Raw genomic sequence first — 19890 nt, 5'->3', positions numbered from 1 at the left:
AGTTCTCGACGATTCCTGCGGTGACAGCGCTAAATCGCCGGAGCTTGGCATCGTTTGATTGCACGAAGACGCTCAACGGATCTCCCGATACAAAGGGTATCTCAGTCCGCGTGCCTTGCTGGGTCCAGGCATGCCGTAGGGGGATGTAGGGCATGAAGCTCAGGGATCTGATCAGGCGAGCCGATAACGCGGAGAAGTCATTCGAGGAACTCGAAGCTGACTTGGCGGACGCCGTCGACGAGTGCATTGGTTTGGACGACCTGTCGGCGCCGGCAGAGAACGATGTCCTGGGCGAGGCGTCCATGGAGCAAGACGAGGGCGCGCAAACCGAAGACGACGCGAGCACCCCGAAAACCGCGCGACGGCTGACCTCTCATACGCAGAGCCGTATGGCCGCCTTGACGTCCTTCGATGGGCTGTTTCGCGATGCGAAGGTCCATTTCGAGGACATCAACGCGAGACTGTCGGAGATCGCAAGCACGCACCACCTGACCCGCGAATTCTTCCATATCCTTCACGCCGACATTCTCCGCGCCAACGAACTGGAACTGACGAATCAGAGCCTGACGGCGGAGCAAAGGGTCCTGTCGGACAAGCTCAATGACCTGAACCGAAGGCAGCATGAGCGGGAAAGCATTGTGGAGACTTTGCAGCAGCGCGAGACAAGCCTGGTTCAAGACAGCGAGGCGCTTCGCGGCGCACTGGCCGCGGCAAGGCTGGAACTCGTGGAGGCAGCGAACGCGAACGCAAAAAGCGAAGCGGAATTTGGAGACCTCACAAACACGCTTGCCGCCGTAACCGTCGAGGCTGACAGGCGCGCGCGCGAAAACAAACTGCTGCGGGAAAAGAATGTCAGCCTGTCGATCGACCTCGAAAAGGCGCTAAAGCGGGAAGATGAAGCGCGGCACAGACTCGACGCCTTCTCCACGATCCACGCCAACGAAGCGGCGCGAAACTCCGAAATGCTGGGTGCGCTCGGCAGGAGCGAAAAGGAAGCGACACGGCTCCATACGTCGCTTGAGGTCGCCCAGGCAAAACTGTCGGAGGTGACGGAAGCCGCCCGTATCACGGAGGCGGACAAGAACGCCGAGATCGAACGCTACCGTGCCGAGATCAGAGGATTGCGTTCCGAGATTCAGAACCTCCAGTCGCGACTGGAGCTCGCATCAAGCGCAAATAAAGAAGCCTCGGATGAGATCGCCAAGCTCAAGCATCAATGGAGCGACGCCGTGGCGGAAAAGCAGGTCGCGGATGAAAGGTTGGCTGCTCTCACCAAGGAGGCCGAAACCGACAAGCAGAACCTTTCGAAGCTAACCGCCAATTTCTCACAGCTTTCACTGCAGCAGGCGTCCGATCAGATACAACTCGATATCCGCCGGCAGGAATGCGAAGACCTGCGGGCCGAAATTGCATTGGTCAACGCCCGGATCAGGGAATTGCTGCCCTTTGAGAGACTCCATGTGGCCACAAACGGCTTGCCGCACAAGATCGATGTAGCCAAGGCTCCCGTAACGGCAGAGCGAACAGCGCGGGCCGCGCGCCGCGTTCGTCGCAGGGCGCTCACCGGGTCTTAGAGCGGTTCAGCGTTTGATAGAATCGTTGACCCCCTCTAACTCTTTGTTTTTACGCAATTCCGGACGGAGAACCGTACGCACTTTCTCCGGATTGCTCTAGGAGGCAGGGTCGCTCGTATTGCGGCTCGCTTCCGATGGTTCATTGGCGGAAGGCCCTGGACATCTGATCCGTAAGCGGCTTCAGCAGATAGGACCAGACGCTGCGTTCGTCGGTGCTTATATGAACCTCCGCCGGCATGCCTGGTTTGAGCACCTTGGCATCGGTCAGGCAGGCCGCCTTGTTCTCGACGTTGATACGCGCCGAGAAATACGAGAGCTGGCGCTGTTGATCCTTGATCAGATCGGCAGAGATGCGTTTGACCGATCCTTGGCAAGCAGGCGTGGTGCCGGAATCGAAAGCCGGAAAACGGATCGAGACCCGCTGGCCTGGTCGAATGTCATCTATGCGTGAGGGAGGAATCAGCGCATCGACGACGAGGTTGTCGGCGTCGGGAACAATCATCATGAGCACTTCCCCAGGAGCGATCACGCCGCCGATTGTGTGGATGGTGGATTCCTGCACCGTTCCCGATTGCGGAGCGCGGATGGTGGTTTTGGTCAACTCGTCTTGCGCCACAACCTTGCGCTCGTTGAGTTCGGTCTGCTTGGCTTCCGTTTCGCGTAGCTCGCTGGTTACCTCACTGCGCCTTTGTTCATCGAGCTGAAGAATTTGCAATTCGGTCTCGCTGATCCGGGCCTGCGCCTCGGCGACCGCCGCCGCGAGACGCCCTGACTCTCCGTGCGCCCGGGTGGCATCCAACCTGATGTTGCTCAGCCGCTCCTTGGACACCAGTTTTTTGGAAAAAAGCGCCTGGACGTCGACAAGATCCGCGTCCAGCAGGGTCACGGATTGATCTTCCGCGGCCTGCTGTGCCTTGAGGCCATCGATCTGGCGTTCAAGTTGTTTTGAGCGGCTTTGCAACTGCGCCTTCTGCCCCGTCAACGCGGCAGCGCGGCTTTCGAACAGGGCGCGTTCGCCGCTGACGAGTGCAGCCAGTTCCGGGTCGCCCATCCGCGTCTGAAGGCTGGACGGAAGCTGCATATCCGGCAGGCCTTGCCGCTCGGCTTCCAGCCGCGCAAGACGAACGGTCGCGCGATCGAGGTCCTCACTGATTATCTGCAGATTGGCCCGAGTCAGCGTGTCGTCCAGCCTGGCCACCACATCGCCCGCCCGCACATGGTCTCCATCTTGCGCGAAGATACCGCCGATGGTGCCGCCGTTCAGATGCTGGACTTTCTTGATATTGGTTTCGACCACCACCGTGGCTGGCGCAATCACCGCGCCGGCGATTTTGGTCAAACCAAGCCAAAGCCCTCCGCCGGCGATCAACAGAACCGTGACCGCGACGCCCAGGATCAGGTTGGCACGGATATCATCCCGCATATCGGCCGAACTGGCCTCGGTCCTTCGGCTACCATCGCCAATCGGCGCATATAAGAACATCGTCGCGTCAGACATGGAACAGGACCTCACGCATGACCGCTCACCCCTTTCTGCATCGGGACCACCGACGCTGGCCGTTCAGCGGCCGAGGGGAAGGGCCGGATAACGTTGGCCAGGACCTCCTCGCGCGAGCCAAAGGAGTGCAGCATGCCATTCGACATTACGAGTACCTTGTCGATATTGGTAAGGGCGGAAGGACGATGCGCGACAACGATGACGATGCCTCCGCGCCGGCGTACCGCCAGGATCGCGCCGGCCAGGGCGGCATCGCCGTCAACATCCAGGTTTGAATTCGGCTCGTCGAGGACGACAAGAAACGGGTCGCCATAAAGTGCCCTGGCAAGTCCGACAAGTTGCCTCTGTCCGGCCGACAGGGCCGCCCCTCCCTCGCCTACCCGTGTTTGAAAACCATCCGGCAAGCGCATGATCATCTTGTCGATGCCCGCGGCCCTGGCAGCAGCCAGCACGCCCTTGGCGTCGCCCTTGCCGCCAAATCGCGAAATATTATCGGCAACCGTTCCATCAAACAGTTCAACATCTTGCGGCAGGTAGCCGATATGAGCGCCAAGCTGTTCCTGGCCCCATTGGTCGAGCGAGGCCTCGTCCAGCCTTACCGTTCCGCGAAGCGGTTGCCACACACCCACCAAGGCGCGCACAAGCGTGGTCTTGCCAGAGCCGCTTGGGCCAACAATAGCCATCCCTGCTCCCCCGGACAGGTGGAAGCTGACATTGGTGACGGTCGGCCTTTGCTGACCGGGCGGGACTATGGTCAACTCCTCGACCGCAAGCATTGCCTGTGGACGCGGCAGTTCCATGAGTTCGCCCTGGCTGCCGAAGGCGGCCAACGCCGCCGCCAGCTGTGAATAGCTTTGCCGGAACGCCACAAACCCCCTCCAGTTTGCGATGGCCGCGTCAACCGGGGCCAACGAGCGGCCCAGCAATATGGAAGATGCTATGATCACACCGGGGGACGCTTCACCCCCGATCACGAGATAGGCACCTAGCCCCAGAACGCAGGATTGCAAAGCCATCCGCAGCGCCCGCGACAGGGAACCGGTGGCGCCGACAATATCGGAGAGCTGTTCCTGGTGCGTGAGATATGATTGATTGATCTCGGCCCAGCGACGGGCGAGCCGTCCGGAAAGGCCCATCGCGCGCACAACCTCCGCGTTGCGGCGGCCGGAATCGGCAAGGGTCCGTTGCGACACAAGTGTCTCGGACGCGCGCGCCGCAGGTCCGCGGCCAAGGATCTCCGCCACCACGGTGAGCAGTACGACCACAATCGCACCGCTCGCTGCCAGCAGACCGAGCGAAGGATGCAGGAGATAGATGACCAGCAGATAGAACGGTATCCACGGGGCGTCGAAGATGACGGTCGGTCCCAATCCGGAAAGGAAGCCGCGCAACTGATCCAGGTCACGAAGTGGCTGTATCCGGCTCGCATCCTGCCCGCCGATAAGCGGCAAGGAGAGCGAGAGGCCGAAGACCTTTTGCTGCAGATTTCTGTGGAGGCGATTGCCGATTCGAACCAGGAGGCGAAGCCGCACGAAATCCAGCAACCCGTAGACCGCGTAAAGGCCCAGCATTCCGATGGTAAATCCGACAAGCGTCGGAATGCTCTGCGAAGGCAAAACGCGATCGTAGATTTGCAGCATATAGACGGAGCCGGTCAGGGCGAGAATGTTTATGACCGCCGAGAACAGGCCAACACCTATCAGCCCAGGCGCGGTGCCAAGCATGGCGGCGCGCAGATCGGGCGAGCGTCTTCCACCGGGGGTCATGACCTGCGACCTTTGGCAAAAAACAGTCGCGCAGGCCCATCGGCTCCGACGGCCATGGACAAATTTTTGGTTTTCAGGAGCGTTGTCCCTCTTTGCTTTCTAACATTACGCCCCGCTAACGTATGTGCCCTTCGGTCAAAATGCAGCGAAATCGTGACGCCAGCCAGAGAAACCCGAAACTGACGCGTCAAATCGGGGGAAAACCGCCATCTAGGGTGTTCCGGAAGCCTGGATCGAAGCGTTCCAGTCAATGAGAGCGACGCCGCATTATCTTTTTTGGGGGGGGTGATTCGCTCCGCGGGCGGGCCGGGTTCCCGGCTCGTAGCCATTTCACCGGGCCATTTGCGATTCCGTTTTCTAGCGCTTCTTCGCAACAACCAGGAAATGCTGCGCCAGTTGTCCGGGGATGCGAAGGGTTCTGGACGCCTTCTCGAAAGGCTCCATCAACGCCTCGCACAGCCCTGGCAAGAGGCGTCCCGGCCGGGGCAGATAACCGTAAGGTATCACCTCCTCGACGAGGAATCCCGACGCGGTCAGGAGCTCCTTGAACCTCGCTTCGCTTAGCGTGTTGCGAATTGTGCGTCCAAACAACCGGTTGAGCAGCCGGCAGACCAGGCCAACGGGCGACGTCGCGTTCATGTGAACATTGCACACCAGCCGTCCGCCGTCTTTCAGCTGCAGATTTATCGCTCTCAGCGCCTCCTGTTTCAGTCGATCCTCCGCATTCAGAAAGAAGCGAAATGCCGTTACGATATCGAAGGTCTCGTCGAGGGATTCCATTGTCATATCGATGTGAAGCAGCCTCACATTGTGGGGAACCCGCGCGCAGGCAAGCATGGATTTGGAGACGTCGACGCCGACCACTTCGCCGAAGAGCCCAGCCGCGACATTGGTGATGCGACCTGTTCCGCATGCGAAATCGAGGCACTTTCGGTCGGCTCCACCCATTGGGCCAAGAACACCCAGGATCAGGGGCCTTTCGATTTTATCCCACAGCGCGCCGTAATAGCCGGAGTCGTGCGTTTTGTTGTAATGCGCGCCATAGCCCCGCGCGCAATGGCTGGCTCTGTAGTTGTCCGACGCCCGGTCGCCTTGCGTGTGGACCTTCTGGTTGGACGTCAGGTCCTGCCAGAGTCCAGGTCCACCGGTCCGGGACTCGATCAAGGGATTTTGCACCGCCAAAGACGGATCGAAAGCATAACTTGCCGGCTGGGCCATTTGAGCCGCGTTCATCGACCGCGTCGGCTTTCGCTTGGAATTGAGCCTCACCAGGATCTCCCGTTCGGTTCTGTTCGACTGCCTGATCGAACAGTGAGTTTCCCAAGCCCGTTTCTATCGGCCAACGATCGTGGCCGCTACCGGATTGCCGCGCTCTGCAGATCACTGCTGAACTTGGCCTCGACGGTGTCTCCTGGCATCACGATCGTGTCCTCGTCGGCCGAGAGTTTGCGCCACTCATCGCCGACCTTGCGCACGATGGTGACCTGGGCCCGGATCGTTTCGCCGGCCATCGGCAATGGCTGGGCCGATGCTCCGCTCGGTTGCAGCTTTTCGCTGGCGGCGTGGAGTTTGGCGGTGACGTCGGCGAGCCTCGCGTTGGTGTCCTTCAGATCCGTCAGCAAGCCAATCCTCCTCTGATTGTCATTGCGTTCGTGCTGCCTGACGTAGTCCTCCTGCTGGCGTCGCGCCCTCATGAGCTCCACCGATGTCTGAAGTGCGCCGCTTGAAGACAGAAGCAAGGCGCGCCGGACGTCCGCGAGCCGGTTGTTGGTCAGGTTGCCTGACTCAAACACCTTTGTGACGCGCGCAAGGTCTTCCTGATCCGCCTTCACACCCTCGGCCTCGACCTGTTCGCGCTTCTGCAAAACGTCGATCTGATCGGCCGCGTCCTTTTCGCCCTTCTCGAGAAAAGTCTGCTCCTGCTGGAAATCGCCCAGCGCAATCTTCAGCGCATCCGCTTCAGCCTGGGCGATCGCGGCTCCGATGCTAGGCGAAAGAGGCGATCCCTGTGGGGTCTGCTTGTCGAAGTCCGCCTGGTCCTGAAGTTCGGCGCGGATACGGGCGGCGTGAAAATAATCCTTGGTGTAGTCGCCCCAAAGCGTTTCGTAATCGCGCCTGAGGTCAACCGGATCGGGTCCGGTCTGGCCTGCCCGCGACCGCAAAAGGCTGAAGCCGCCGGAGACGGCGAGCGCCTGCCGTACGGTCATGAGCGGACGATAGGCCTGCTGTCCCGGTGTGAGCACGTCGCCCATCACGTAGATCGGACGGTAGTCGGCGATGACGGCGGTGACGTCGCTTGGCTGGACGACAACCATTTGCTCCCGTCCATCGGGCAGGCGCGCATGAAAAATCTTGGTCGGCAGCAGCGCCTGCATGCGCGTCTGCAATTGAGACGCCGTCAGGCCCGCGACCATGACCATCCCGACTTCGGGAAGGGCGATATTGCCGTCCATCTGGACCACGGCGCGCTGCGTTCGCTCCGGAATCGGCGCTATCCCTATCTCGACGGTATCGCCAGGTGACAGTTGATAGGGCCCGACGTCGCCCGCGGCGGCCATCGATGTCAGGGACATCACGGCAACGGAAGCAAGAACGGTTCGTTTAGTGAAGGCCATTTGTAACAATCTCCTTCTGGTTCGACACCTGCTGCCAAGGCTATTCAACACGAGCAACGAAATCGTACACCGGGCCGCCAGGCACGCCCCAATTGCTAGACCAGACCACCTGTGAGCCATCTGGAGATGGCGAGGCATGCGTCTCGTTCCAGTAGTCGAACTGCGCGTTCTGCGTGTTGACGATAGGGCGGACCTCTCCGCTGCCGTCCGTGCGCAGCGCGATGACCTGCTGCGCATAGGGCGCCCAATCCTGGTGCTTCGACACTTCGGCCGATGTCCCGCCATAGCTCAGAAACACCCAGCCGGGCCTGTCCAGGGACCTGAGGGACGCATGCATGGCCTCGCCGTACTTCATCAGCGAGGTGACCTTGCCGTCGGTCAACCTGCGTTTGATCACCTGATACTTGTCGGGGTCCGATTTGCTGATCCCGACATAGATTTCGGCGCCGTCGGCATCGACCGTCATGTCGCCGTGACCGGGCCGGTGATGCTCTGTCCACTTCTGGCGCAAGACGCCATCGATCGAAAAGATGAAGCTCGGTTCGTTGCCGTCCGGCAATTCCTGGGAACACAGAATGTTGATCCCGTGCGGGGAGATCGAGCAGGCGTTGGTGGCCCCCGGAAGTTGCGCAAGATCGATATCCGGGAATTTCTGCCGCAGCTTGAGGTCATAGCCAAAGACCACCGCTTTGCCGTCATTACGCGTTGCACGCACCGCGATGCGGTTGCCGTCTCGGCTCGGATTGCCCTTGTAGGGCCCGAACTGCAGATTGCGATAGGCTGCCGAGACGAACACGATATCCTCGTGATTGGTGCGTGGCGCCCAGGTGGAAATCCGCCGGCCACCAACGCAAATCATCAGGTTGGGATCCTTGGGATGCCATTCGCATTCGGTCGAGCGGTCGCGGCGGAACAATGGAACGTAGGTATGCCCATCGAGAAAGCACATGGCACCACAACCGTTGACGATAAGGAGAAGACTCTGGTCCGCGTTCCAGGCCTGGGCGCTTGAATAACGGTGGGTGCAGTATTTCTTGCCGCATACAATCCCGTGGCCGAGGATTCCGGGTCTGGTGATCCGCACGATCGCGGTGCCGAACACCGCATCCTTTGTTTCGCGCAGATAGTCAGGCAGGTTCTTCGCCGCCGGTGCGGCCGACTGCTCCGATACGCTGCTTGCCCGTCCGCCGGCCGTATAGATATTGAGGAATACGGCACCGGCGATCAGCAACAGCGCCAAAACATGCCGGCGGAGCAGGATCATGTCATATAACCCTTTTCGCGCCGTACCCGGCCTTCGCTAAGGCGCGCCCGCCACCATGCGATCGTTCGCTGCAACCCGTCGCGCAGGCTGGTCTGCGCCCGCCATCCAGCCTCACTCTCAAAGCGCGAGGAATCCGCGAGCAAGGCGCGAACCTCCGAATTTTGCGGCCGCAGACGGCTTTCGTCGCGATGGACCGGTTTTTTGGAACCGCTCAACTCGAGGACAAGATCCAACACGTCGGAGATGGTCACGGCGCGTTGGCTGCCGGCATTGTAGGCGTGGCCGAATTCAAGCCCGGCCAGGCCCGCGGTCAGGAACGCCGCCGCGGTGTCCTCGACAAAGGTCAGGTCGCGGATCGGGCTTGTGTCGCCGACCATGATCGCCGGGCAGTTCGGATCGAGGGCCTGCCGGATGATGGTCGGCACGATGGCGCGCTCACTCTGACGAGGACCATATGTGTTGAACGGCCGCATGATCACGACCGGGAGGTCAAACGACCTGGCGTAGGATTCCGCCATCATGTCGGCACCGATCTTGGAGGCCGAATATGGCGACTGTCCCTGTAGTGGATGAGTCTCACGGATGGGCATGGTCAGGGCGGTTCCATAGACCTCGCTCGTGGAGGTATGCACCACTCGCTCCGTCTCCCACTGGCGCGCCGCTTCGAGGACGTTCACCGTGCCCAGGATGTTGGTTTCCACATAGGACTGGGCAGCCGCATAGGAGTATGGAATCGCGATAAGGGCAGCCAGATGAAACACAACGGCCTGACCACGCATGATCCGGTTCAGGAACGCGCAGTCGCGGACATCACCGCGGACAAGATTCAGCCGGCTCCGAATGTTGTCCGGCAAATCGTCCAGCCACCCGTGGCTGTCGAAGGAATTGTAGAGCGCCAGAGCCGTGACATCCGCCCCGTTGCGAACGAGCGCTTCGGTGAGATGCGAGCCGATAAACCCATCCGCGCCCGTCACCAGAACTTTCTTGCCGTTGTAACTCATGACCGCGCATTCCCTTGGCTGACTGGGGGGCTTCCCATTTGGGTTTCATACGTCGATCGGCGGTGATGGAACCCAGCCGACAACAGCCAGAAAGCCGCGCAGCATCCAGACGATGTCGGAGACGATGGTGCGCTGCGGATAGTAGGAAAGGTCGAGTTTGGCCTTGGCGGGAAACATAACCTCCCGGTAGAACAGGATCGGATCCACGGATTGTGGAAAGAAATGCGCCTCGTGCCGGAAAAGAACCTGGGTCGGGCCCAGCAGGCCAGGCTTGTATTGCAGGACGGCCTCCAGGCCACCTCGGAAACAATCGGCGAACGCCAGGCTCTCGGGTCGCGGCCCGACGATCGCCATCTCGCCTTTGAGGACATTCCACAGCTGTGGCAACTCGTCGAACTTTGTCGCGGCGAGGAACCGGCCCACCGTCGTCATGCGGCTGTCGCCCACGACGGTCAGCGCGAACCCATGGGGGCTGCAGTCCACGCCAAACTTGCGGAATTTGTACATACGGAAGGGTTGGCCACCCACGCCCATGCGGGTCTGTACGAACAAGACGGAGCGGCCGCCTTCGAGCAGAAGCGCTACGGCAATCAGCAGCATCAGCGGTGCCAAAATGACAATTGCGGCGCCTGCGACGGCAAGATCGATGGCACGTCTCGCGAAGCCATGCGTGCGGTTTGAGACGAGACGCCGGTGAAAGGAAAGGTCCGTCGCATTCATGCCGCAGTTCCTGTTTGAGCGCCGCTGTTGAGCGCGGCTGCGAGCGCGGCCACAACCGCCTCGGCGACAGGCGAAGTGATCTGGGGGTGCAGTGGAATTGTCAGCTCTCGCTGAGCAAAATCCTCTGTCCGCGGCAGATTGGTGCCGGGATAACGCTCACGATAGAATGTCATCTGGTGCACCGGTGGATAATGAATCGTGGTCTGTATGCCCTGAGTCCGCAGTTCATCGATAATGTCCTGCCGCCTCGCATAGCGCGGCAAAAGGATCGGCATGATGTGGTAAGCCGACGTCCGGGGTTCGCTGAAGGGAATTGTCACCGCAGGGCAACGTTCTGCGATGAGGCGCTGGTACAGGACGGCCAGGATACGCCTGATTTCGTTCCACTCCTGCAGATTCTCGAGTTGAACCAGTCCAATCGCCGCGCGCAGCTCATCCATGCGGTAGTTGAAGCCAAGCATGGTGACATCATATTGCGGGGTGCGACTGTTCAGCCGCTGATGCGTCCCTGTGGTCATCCCATGCCCGCGGGCCTGGCGAACCCGGTCGAGCAGATCGGGGTCGCGGGCAATCACGGCTCCCCCTTCCGCCGTCGTCATGTTCTTGTTGCCATAGAAACTGAAGGCAGCAGCGGCGCCGAATGTCCCCACCGACCTCAAGCCGGGAGCATGCGCGGCATCCTCGATGATATGCAGCCCTCGGGCACGGGCGAATCGTTGCCATTGTTCCCGATTGGCGAGATAGCCCGCGAAGTGAACAAGAATGACCGCCTTTGTGCGTGGCGTGCACCGCGCTTCGGCTTCCGCAATCGACATCAACGGCACGTCGACCGACTCGATATCGACAAAGACCGGCGTCGCCCCGACATACAGCACCGCATTGGCGGTCGCCACAAAGGTCAGCGACGGCACCAGCACCTCGTCGCCCGGGCCAATTCCCAATGCATGCAGGATGAGATGAAGCGCCGCGGTACAGGAACCGACCGCAACGCAATCCTGCGCGCCATGCATGTCGGCAAAGGCCCGTTCGAAAGCTCTTACCCGCTCTCCCATTGTAAGCCAGCCGCTATCAATCACTTTTGATAGAGCTGCCTTCTCCGGCACGCCTAGGATCGGGGCGCTCACCAAGAGCATCTTGACCTCCTGAACTCTTATTTACGGTTCGGCCTCATCTGAATTCTCTATGCGGCCGCGGCGGCGACCTCGATTGAGGTCGACTGCTCTTCCCAGGAAATCGCCTGTGCATTCTGGAAGTCGTCAACGCGACCGATATCGAGCCAGAGACCGTCGTGCTTGTACACATGCACGGTCGTGCCGCCCTGCATCATCTGGAGCATCAGGTCATCGAACCCGAATGGTATGCCCGAAGGAATGAACCGCAGGACGTCCGGGTTCATGCAGTAGATCCCCATGCTGACGAGATGGGAAAGTGTCGGCTTTTCCCGAAAGAGCTGAACGGCATTGTCGATCTCGTCGATGACGCCGAAGTCCATCTTGATCAGCCGGCAGGCCGTGGCGATCGTAACCGGATCCTTGTGCAAACGGTGCGCGGCGACAAACCGGCTGAGGCTTAGATCGGTGAGAACATCGCCGTTGAGCACGACAAATGTATCGTTCAGTTCATCCCTGATCAGGGAGAGAGGCCCGATGGTGCCGAGCGGCTCCATTTCCTGTGTGTATCTGATCTTCAGATTCCATTGCGATCCGTCGCCGCAGACGCTGCGGATCAGGTGCCCGAGATAGCCGGTCGTGATATAAACCTCTTCTATGCCGTTGCGCCGCAGCCACTTCAGAAGCAACTCAAGAACCGGCCGAGCCCCTATCGGCATCAAGGGTTTCGGCAAGACCGACGTGAAAGGCCGAAGGCGCGTACCCATCCCACCGCATTGAATCACCGCTTTCATCCGATCCTCCTGATTTGCAGTTGGCCGTATCCGGGCATTCGTGTTCGAGTTCATCCGGATCCGGCACCCGGTCAGATCCGATCCGACCCTCGGCGGCAATCCGAACATCATGAGTGAAGGTATGTGACCGCCGGGGTGGCTGTCGTCGTGCATTCGAATGGCAACGATCCGACGCGTTTCCGGTAGTAAATAGCCGCGAGGTCAAGGGCAGATCTAAGCGTTCAGGACCTGACCGTGAGACGAACGAAGCTCGCATGTGTTATGCCGGCATCAATAGGCTGTACGGCCCACTGGTCCGGACATCGGAACCGGGCACCCGGTATGGTTCGGGAGGCAGGCACCTCACGCGAAAGTTAAGAAAAAATAACAGAAGCTTTTTCGCAATTTAGGACTATATTAGCCATACTTGATATCTTCGGATGGGAGCGCCGTGGATATCATCGTGATGTCATGACCAGTGGTTGGCTGCGATTTTGGGACACCGCGGCTCGGTTCATCACAGAGTAATGGGACGCTTCAGCGGGTTTTCTCGTCGGAGCCGAGCAAGTGTTGGGGTAGTTCAATGTATCGGATCGTCATCGCCGACGATCACGGCTTGTATCGGCGCGGCCTTCGGCTGGCACTCACGGCTGGAATTCCAAGTGCCGAAATTTTCGAGGCTGCGTGTTTCGACGCCGTGGTCAGTCTTCTCGAGGAGCAGGCATCCATCGATCTTGCGATCCTCGATTTAAATATGCCCGGACTGTTTCATCAGGAAGTTCTTGGCGACGTTCTGTCCGCCTATCCTGATACACGCTTCGCGATCGTTTCGGGGGACGATTCGCGCTCTGAGATATTGACCGCTCTTTCGATCGGACTTCACGGTTACATCGTCAAATCTCAGAGGGATGAAGAAGTTGTGATGGCCGTCAACGAGATCCTGTCGGGACGGATCTACGTGCCGGCGCTCTTGTCCCGGACGTCGGCCGGACAGAGATCCTACGCCCCGCAGTCCTCCGCGAAAAATCCGACCCGTCAGCGCGTGAACTCAGGCAACCTCGCTAGACTGACATCGAGGCAGAAGGACGTCCTCAAGCTGATGGCGGAAGGGTATTCGAACAAGGAGATCGCCCGCAATCTGGATATTGCCGAAGCGACAACGAAAATCCATGCAGCTGCCATTCTGCGCGAGCTTGGGGTGCGGAACCGGACTGAAGCAGCGGTTTTGCTGCAAACCTGGCTATCGAAAGATGTGACCTGATGCCTGTCGCCCATGGCGGGCAACTACGTTGGGAACGGGACATCCCAAGGATGAAAACCTAAAGCGCCACGAGACCGTTTCACGGACGACACATTCTACAGTTGGATTTCCTTTCGTGACAGCCGTAACGAATATCGCAGTCCGTGCTCCGATATTTCCAGTTTCGGGGAATGACCGACGAGCGGCGCGCCGTCCACGCCGATGATCATGGAGCCGAAACCGTGGCGCACGACGCCTGAATTGTTGCGGTGTCCTGATTCCACCCAGTCTAGGACGACATCATCACCTGCGCCGTCGGATGCGAACTCCCACTTTACGTCGACCTTGCCTTGCGGATTACCCAGCGCGCCGTATTTCACCGAATTGGTCGTCAGTTCGTGAAGAACCATTGCCAAGCTCTCGGCGGCGCCAACTGGCACGACAATGGAGGGGCCGCTGATCGTTATGTCACGGGTCTCCTTGAAGGGTCGCAATTCCTGCTCCACGAGATCGTGGAGCATCCCTGAAATACTGCTATGACCTGACAGGAGCAGATGCGTCGCTTCCAGCGTTTTGATCCGATCGACCAGCATCTCCTTGTATTTGGCAACGTCGTTCTCGGGAACATTGATCATCTTCACCAGTGCTGTGATCACTGGGAACAGGTTGCTGAACCGATGGCGTTCTTCGCGCATGATGCGCTCGCGTTTCTTTACGGCCGCGCGCAGAAGCGTGGTTTGTCGGCGCTCGGTGAGATCGGCAGCCACACCGATGCGCAACTGGCGATCGCCGTGTCTTTCCTGGCGTCCGCGCAGAGCGATCCAGCGCACATGACCGTCCGTCCGCCGGACACGGACCTCGACGTCGTAGTTCACCGCCGAAGAGGGTTTGGTCGAAGCCGCCAGCTTCGGCCAATCGGCCGGATGAATCACGGCCGAGAGCTCTTCCAAGCGGCGGACGGGCGTTGGCGGCAGACCGAGAATGTCCCAGAACTTGTCGGAGCCTGCGACTGTCCCCTCCTTGAGGTCGATTTGCCATGTTCCCAGGCGTCCGGCAGACAAAGCGAGATCAAGCCACTCCTTCTGAGCCCGGAGCGCCTCGCGAGCCGCTCGTCGCTCCGAAATGTCGTCAACCACCACGAACACGCTCTCGGTGGAGACCTCATCAGGCCGCGATGAAGACACGGCCAGACGCGCCCAGAATATCTTGCCGTCCTTTCTCAGCAGGCGGATGTCCGCGGCGGACGATGCGGCGCCACTGTCCACGTCTCTCAACAACTCCCGCACGGCATCTCGATCATCGGGAAGAACAAGTGCCTCGAGCGGTTGCTGGGCAAGTTCCCGTTCCGCGTAGCCTGTCATCTCACAGAGGCGTCTGTTCGATTGCAGCAGTTCGCCGCGTCGATTGGTGTTTGCAAAACCCAAGGCGGCACGTTCGAAAGCCAAGCGATAACGGCTCTCGGCCGCATCGATGGCGGCAAGCCTCGCCTCCGCAACCTCAAGCGCCCCACGCAAATCCTGTCGCAGGCGGTGGAACACAAGCGCTATCAGGCCGCCCGAGACCACAAGGAAGATGGCGCGGGTCCAATCTTCGGCAGAGAGTTGAGCGTTCAGGACGCGTCGTACCCACAAGCCGAGGGCGGCCATAAGAAGCGTCGCAACGATGCCAGCCAAACGGCCTTCGAGGTATACAACGACAATAATAGCAGGAATAGACGCCATAAACGCCGTGTCCTGGCCAACATATACCGTACTTGTTACTTCGAATATTATTGATACTGCCAGCACCAATAGGGAAGCCACATGAGCTAACGGGGTGCCTGACACGTTCGATTCCAGCCAACGCAGATGCGAACCCATGCCCAAGACTACAACCTTCCGTCTAGCCCGTCGAGACTAGGCCGCGAGGGGGCAGCCTAATCCCACTGCTGGATTGCCACGCCTTTGCCGGGGACTAGAATCATTGCGGAAGGGCTCATCAGGAACGCGCATCCAACGAAAGCTGCGAAAGAAACCTGACGCGGATTCCTATAACCGTGTCGAAATTCAAGCCAGAGGAGTGTGATCCCTGTCGAAAGACGGAAATCAAAGCAGGTAAATTTACACGTCATTTACTTGCGTCAAATGCAACAAGGGTTGGGGTAGAAGCGATGACACTGATTGACAGGCGCAACGATACGGTTGCAGGTAGCCAATATATTGTGTTGAGGGATACCGGGCATGCACGCTCGACACACTTCTCGGATCGATCAGACGCCAGAATTGGCGGGCCGCAGCGACGCAGTTTGGAATCCATAACCGGCATGCTTGACCGCATCGGCTGCGGCTATCTCGTGCTGGACCGCGACAAGAAAGTAATCGAATGGAACACGGCCGCTCAAGACACGCTTGAACGCCAGGGCGAAGCGGCCGATACGGCCTGCGAGCTTTCTGCCGGGCTAAGGCGGCTGGTCGCGAATGTTCCGGTGCATTTCCAGCCAGGCTCACTGTCATGGGTGGTGATCCGCAGCAGAGGCGACAAGCCGGTGATCCTGAACGAGACGGGCGTCATCGCTCCTGACGGGACAAGCATCGTCGCATTGCTGGATCGGGAGAACACGTCGGCGGCGAACCCTCAGACATTGCAAAGAATGTTCGGCTTGACCAGCGCGGAAACGCAGCTGGCGTTGCGCCTAGCTCATGGCGACGCGCCTTTGGAGATCGCCCGCAGTTGGCACCTTAGCCGCACGACGATCCGCTCCCAGCTCGCCTCGCTGTTCGCCAAGACCGAGACAAGGCGGCAGGCGGAGTTGGTGGCGCTTCTGGGGCGCATTTCGGTCCTGCCATGAGATAGGCGCCGGGGTGTCACCGCGTTCACGCGATCGGAGATCGGCGTTGCAACGCAGCCGCGCGGCTGCGTTGCACAGATCGTAGGACTGACAGCCACGTGTGGCGGGATTTCACCTATATCGACGACATCGTCGAAGGGGGCCGCGTGCTTGCCATGCCGCCGCATCCGGATCCGGATTGGGACAGTCGCATGGTCGATCCCGCCACGAGTTCGGCACCACACCGGATCTGCAAGATCGGCGATGACCGGCCCGAAGAAATCAACGCCTGATCGCCATCATCGAGACGGCCCTTGGCCGCCGCGACCTTCGCATCGACGTTTCCTTACCTCCAGGCGATGCACTGGGGACCGGCGCCGATGCGAGCGATCTTCGCCGGGCTGTCGGCTTCGCATCGGCGACAGCCCACGAGGACGGCTTACACCGTTTTGTCGAATGATACCGGAATTTTCGCAGAAAGGGCTGCCAGCCGAGAACGGCAAACGTTCACCGCGGATCGACAGCTGTCATTTGCCAACCCTCAAGAACCAATTCCATTGCTGGCCGCCGATCGCACCTGGCCTGATCGAGAGCAGGACAAACACCAAGCCAGGCAGGATCTTCAGTCGCTTGCCGATATAGATAGCCATGGCAACGCTCCAGATGCCCAGCGCAAGCGCGACACCCACGGCGGCGCCAATCGGGCCGTATATCGCGACGCCCAAGGCACAGGCTATGATGTTGGCCACCGCACCGGCAATCATGGTCGTGGCTGCGGCCCATTCGTTTCCGGTCATTGCCAAAAGATTCTGCTGGGGCCCGCACAGCGCGACAAAGATATATCCCAAGATGAGAACCCGAGCGATTGGCGTTCCCGCGGTGTAGCCCTCACCGAAATAGCTCAGGAACGGTTCGACAATCACCATCATCGGGATGGCGACTGCGATGGCACCGCCAGCAGAAAGCAAGGTGGCCCGCGCGAACAGCTGCTGCAGGCCTTTGCGGTCTCCCCTGGCATGCAGATCGGCCGCTGTTGGCGAAAACATGGTAGCGACGGCGATGCGAGAGAGCCCCACAAGCATCGCGACGTTCAACGCCAGGGCGAATATACCCGCTTCGCGGATATGGTTGGTCCACCCCAACACCAGCACGCCGGCCCGGCTGACAAACACATCGAGACCGGTGATGAGCATGAGCGGAGGCACGGCAAGCCACCATTCCCTCGCTTCGTAACTGGGCCGGGCCTGCCGCAGGCCGGGCGGTTCAAACTTCGCCGCCGTGATGAACACCAGCCCAACCGTGGCCGCGGAGCTTATCAGCACCGCCAGCATCACCTCCGGCGCGTGAACGGCCCGCAATCCTAACTTTGCCATCATCGCCACCAACACCAGCAGGAGCCCGTCTCGCACGATGCGCTCCGGCAATAGCGCCGAGACGACGCCGCCAAAAGCACGTACAAGCGTAGCGCCGATAGCATAAGCGGTAATCAAGGGTACGGCCGCCATGCCAAGCATAATGCTTGTCTCAAGTCCGTTTTGCGTATGATCCGAAAAAAGGAGAACCAAGGCAGCGCCCGTTATCCCGAATAGCGACGCCGCCAATAGCGATCTTTGCACCGCGAATTTTATCACCCCTCGCGCCAGATCAAGCCTGCCATTGGCTCTATAGGCAGGTACAAAACGCAACAAGGACACGTTGAACCCTAGCGTTGCCAGGTAAGCGAGCACGGACGTCCATGCCAGAACGTAGGAATAGATCCCGTAGTTGCGAGGCCCGATGAGGCGTGCAATGGCCAGTTGTGCAAGGCTGGTCAGTCCGGCACCTCCGATATAGATCAAGAGGGCGAAGACGCTCGCCCGAGCGAGCCGGGAGCCCACATCCTTATTCCGCAAAGGCGCGGCGATTGCGGGAGGAACATCCATGGGACGGTTCGGAGACTCTGCATAAAAGCGATTATCGAGACCTGCGGTGGCACTGCTATCGAGAGAGCGTTGTCTTTGGCCTCCAGCCGCGACTTCCTTATCTGTCCGCGAAAGTGCGGAAATGATTTGTTTCTCGACCTTACAAATACTGTTGAATTTTGATCGACCGTCGGCGTTTTCCACGGAAATGACTTTTCGCCCGGAAATCGCGAGAAGATCATTTATAGATTCAAACACACCAAGAGAACGCATATTCACGTTCATGTCAGCTTCGAAAATTCGCTCCGCCGGCGGCTCGCGCTCCATCCGTCGCCGCAAGCGATTCTCCACGACCGCAGATGGCACCACCAGCCTGACGGTGAGGTCGGCCGGCGGCGCGAGGCTGAGCGCCTTTGCGAGCGTGGCATGATCAGCGCTCCCGTTGAATGCCGCCAGCGATCCAATCGCTTGAACGTATCCTTGATCGAATATTATTATTTCGGACGATTGCTTCGCACGGCTCCAGCGACGTGAAAGGTGCAAGATATATTGCCAGATTCGAGCGCGCCATATTCGCCTTTTTGGCGGTATCAGCCGTACCAACGACAATGAAATGGAGAGATCGTTCGGCCTTCCCTTGGAAGAAATCAATATTCGTGCGGTCGAAAAGATTGCCGATACGATTCGTGAGACGAACAAGAAAATCCCGAGGTCGAAGCTTCCGGCCCTGGTGCCGGGTTTGTAGCTGAGAGCGACCTTGGCGTGATAGCCTTTCCCACGCAACTGCTCTGCGAGCGCGTGCGCAAACGTTGTTTTGCCGGATCCTGGGGATCCGAAAAATTCGATGATCATTCCGGATCAGATCCCATCATGGGAACGCACTTGGTTCCCGGTAATATTCCTTCGAGGGTAGAGACGACGGCCTTCATCAAACCCTCGTCAGCAGGAGGTCGGCGCTGTTTCCGAGACTGTAGCCAGCATGCTTCTTGAGATTCACCTGGGTGAGCACACTTCCCACTGGAACGCTGACGGACCCACCGGCTCGCAGTGATTCCAGAACACCGCGGGCAATGCTGCGCCGCGTCCTGGCCCAGCGAACGGCAAAAAGCACCGCATCCGCCCAGCGCTTCAGAAGCCTGGTTTCAGGCCCTCCGAGACCCAAGGGTCCATTCATGATGATGATGTCGTAAACCGAGAGCAACTCATCGGTAAACTGGGACCTGTCCACGGTCGACAGAAGCGTCAGCAGGTCATCCGAGGGTGCTGGAGCAGCCATGAGATCGATGCCGATTTCTGGCATTCTCGTGACTGCGTCCTGCAGAACACAGCGGTCACTCACATAGTCCCCAAAGGAGTTGCGAGCCTTGACAGTGCTGAATTCGCCCCGAAACTCGTTCGTAAGCCGCACGTCCTTGCGGTCAAGGTCGAGGAAAAGCACCCTTCCTCCCAGCCGTGTTGCCGCAAGCGCCAAACTCCATGCCAACTCGGTCTTGCCGTCGTCCCGGACGCTGGACGTTACGAGGATGATGTGTGGCGGATGCCCCCTCCCCTGAGTTGGCGCAGCGGTGACAAGAACGGACGTCACGGCACGGCTGAACGGTGAGGTCAGCTGGCTCAGAACCA

At 59.5% G+C, this 19890-nt stretch carries 16 protein-coding genes; 4 read left to right on the top strand and 12 right to left on the bottom strand.

Annotation, left to right across the window (positions count from 1 at the left end):
- Window positions 1-152 precede the first annotated feature (152 nt).
- Window positions 153-1574, top strand: coding sequence for a hypothetical protein (locus tag FJ548_RS18195; protein WP_140778595.1), 1422 nt, complete (start codon window positions 153-155; stop codon window positions 1572-1574).
- Window positions 1575-1713: 139 nt separating this feature from the next.
- Here the strand turns inward: FJ548_RS18195 and FJ548_RS18190 are convergent, their stop codons facing one another.
- The 9 genes from FJ548_RS18190 to FJ548_RS18150 form a co-directional block, all read right to left on the bottom strand.
- Complete coding sequence (locus FJ548_RS18190; protein WP_140778631.1) at window positions 1714-3057, bottom strand: HlyD family type I secretion periplasmic adaptor subunit; 1344 nt, start codon at window positions 3055-3057, stop codon at window positions 1714-1716.
- Window positions 3058-3083: 26 nt separating this feature from the next.
- Entirely contained in the window at window positions 3084-4796 is a 1713-nt protein-coding gene (locus FJ548_RS18185) for a type I secretion system permease/ATPase (RefSeq protein WP_246678704.1), read from the bottom strand.
- A gap of 399 nt (window positions 4797-5195) precedes the next feature.
- Entirely contained in the window at window positions 5196-6071 is an 876-nt protein-coding gene (locus FJ548_RS18180) for a class I SAM-dependent methyltransferase (RefSeq protein WP_246678703.1), read from the bottom strand.
- Window positions 6072-6193: 122 nt separating this feature from the next.
- Window positions 6194-7453 (bottom strand): polysaccharide biosynthesis/export family protein, encoded by a 1260-nt coding sequence (locus FJ548_RS18175; protein ID WP_140766165.1) that lies wholly within the window; start codon window positions 7451-7453, stop codon window positions 6194-6196.
- 40 nt (window positions 7454-7493) lie between these two features.
- Complete coding sequence (locus FJ548_RS18170; protein WP_140778594.1) at window positions 7494-8717, bottom strand: hypothetical protein; 1224 nt, start codon at window positions 8715-8717, stop codon at window positions 7494-7496.
- Entirely contained in the window at window positions 8714-9718 is a 1005-nt protein-coding gene (locus FJ548_RS18165) for an SDR family NAD(P)-dependent oxidoreductase (protein WP_140766157.1), read from the bottom strand. The genes FJ548_RS18170 and FJ548_RS18165 overlap by 4 nt, the downstream gene beginning before the upstream one ends.
- A 45-nt stretch (window positions 9719-9763) precedes the next feature.
- Window positions 9764-10438 carry a sugar transferase gene (locus FJ548_RS18160; RefSeq protein WP_140612104.1) on the bottom strand — a complete coding sequence of 225 codons (675 nt, stop codon included), beginning with the start codon at window positions 10436-10438 and terminating at the stop codon, window positions 9764-9766.
- Window positions 10435-11571 (bottom strand): DegT/DnrJ/EryC1/StrS family aminotransferase, encoded by a 1137-nt coding sequence (locus FJ548_RS18155; protein WP_140766156.1) that lies wholly within the window; start codon window positions 11569-11571, stop codon window positions 10435-10437. The genes FJ548_RS18160 and FJ548_RS18155 overlap by 4 nt, the downstream gene beginning before the upstream one ends.
- Window positions 11572-11618: 47 nt before the next feature.
- On the bottom strand, window positions 11619-12341 hold the full coding sequence (locus FJ548_RS18150) for an NDP-sugar synthase (protein ID WP_140612108.1): 723 nt from the start codon (window positions 12339-12341) through the stop codon (window positions 11619-11621).
- Window positions 12342-12903: 562 nt separating this feature from the next.
- Here FJ548_RS18150 and FJ548_RS18145 point away from each other — a divergent pair.
- Window positions 12904-13581, top strand: a complete 678-nt coding sequence (locus FJ548_RS18145; protein WP_140612110.1) for a response regulator transcription factor — start codon at window positions 12904-12906, stop codon at window positions 13579-13581.
- 95 nt (window positions 13582-13676) lie between these two features.
- On the opposite strand, the gene FJ548_RS18140 is transcribed toward FJ548_RS18145, so the two are convergent.
- The gene (locus tag FJ548_RS18140; protein WP_140778593.1) at window positions 13677-15419 is read right to left on the bottom strand and encodes a PAS domain S-box protein; all 1743 of its coding nucleotides are present in this window, start codon (window positions 15417-15419) and stop codon (window positions 13677-13679) included.
- Window positions 15420-15709: 290 nt separating this feature from the next.
- Between FJ548_RS18140 and FJ548_RS18135 the strand changes: the two genes are divergently transcribed.
- Both FJ548_RS18135 and FJ548_RS30505 read left to right on the top strand, forming a co-directional pair.
- Window positions 15710-16387 carry a helix-turn-helix transcriptional regulator gene (locus FJ548_RS18135; RefSeq protein ID WP_140612174.1) on the top strand — a complete coding sequence of 226 codons (678 nt, stop codon included), beginning with the start codon at window positions 15710-15712 and terminating at the stop codon, window positions 16385-16387.
- A gap of 98 nt (window positions 16388-16485) precedes the next feature.
- Window positions 16486-16659: a hypothetical protein gene (locus FJ548_RS30505; RefSeq protein ID WP_246671587.1), complete on the top strand. Its 174-nt coding sequence runs from the start codon at window positions 16486-16488 to the stop codon at window positions 16657-16659.
- 234 nt (window positions 16660-16893) lie between these two features.
- Here FJ548_RS30505 and FJ548_RS18125 read toward each other — a convergent pair whose 3' ends face one another.
- Both FJ548_RS18125 and FJ548_RS18120 read right to left on the bottom strand, forming a co-directional pair.
- Window positions 16894-19119 carry an oligosaccharide flippase family protein gene (locus FJ548_RS18125; protein WP_140766154.1) on the bottom strand — a complete coding sequence of 742 codons (2226 nt, stop codon included), beginning with the start codon at window positions 19117-19119 and terminating at the stop codon, window positions 16894-16896.
- A gap of 76 nt (window positions 19120-19195) precedes the next feature.
- A partial coding sequence (locus FJ548_RS18120; protein WP_140778592.1) for a tyrosine-protein kinase family protein occupies window positions 19196-19890 on the bottom strand: 695 nt, incomplete at its 5' end.

The sequence above is a fragment of the Mesorhizobium sp. B2-4-17 genome (genome assembly GCF_006441275.1).
Taxonomy (GTDB): Bacteria; Pseudomonadota; Alphaproteobacteria; order Rhizobiales; family Rhizobiaceae; genus Mesorhizobium.
Note: the sequence above shows the minus strand (reverse complement) of the source record. Positions and strands in the feature narration are given on the sequence as shown.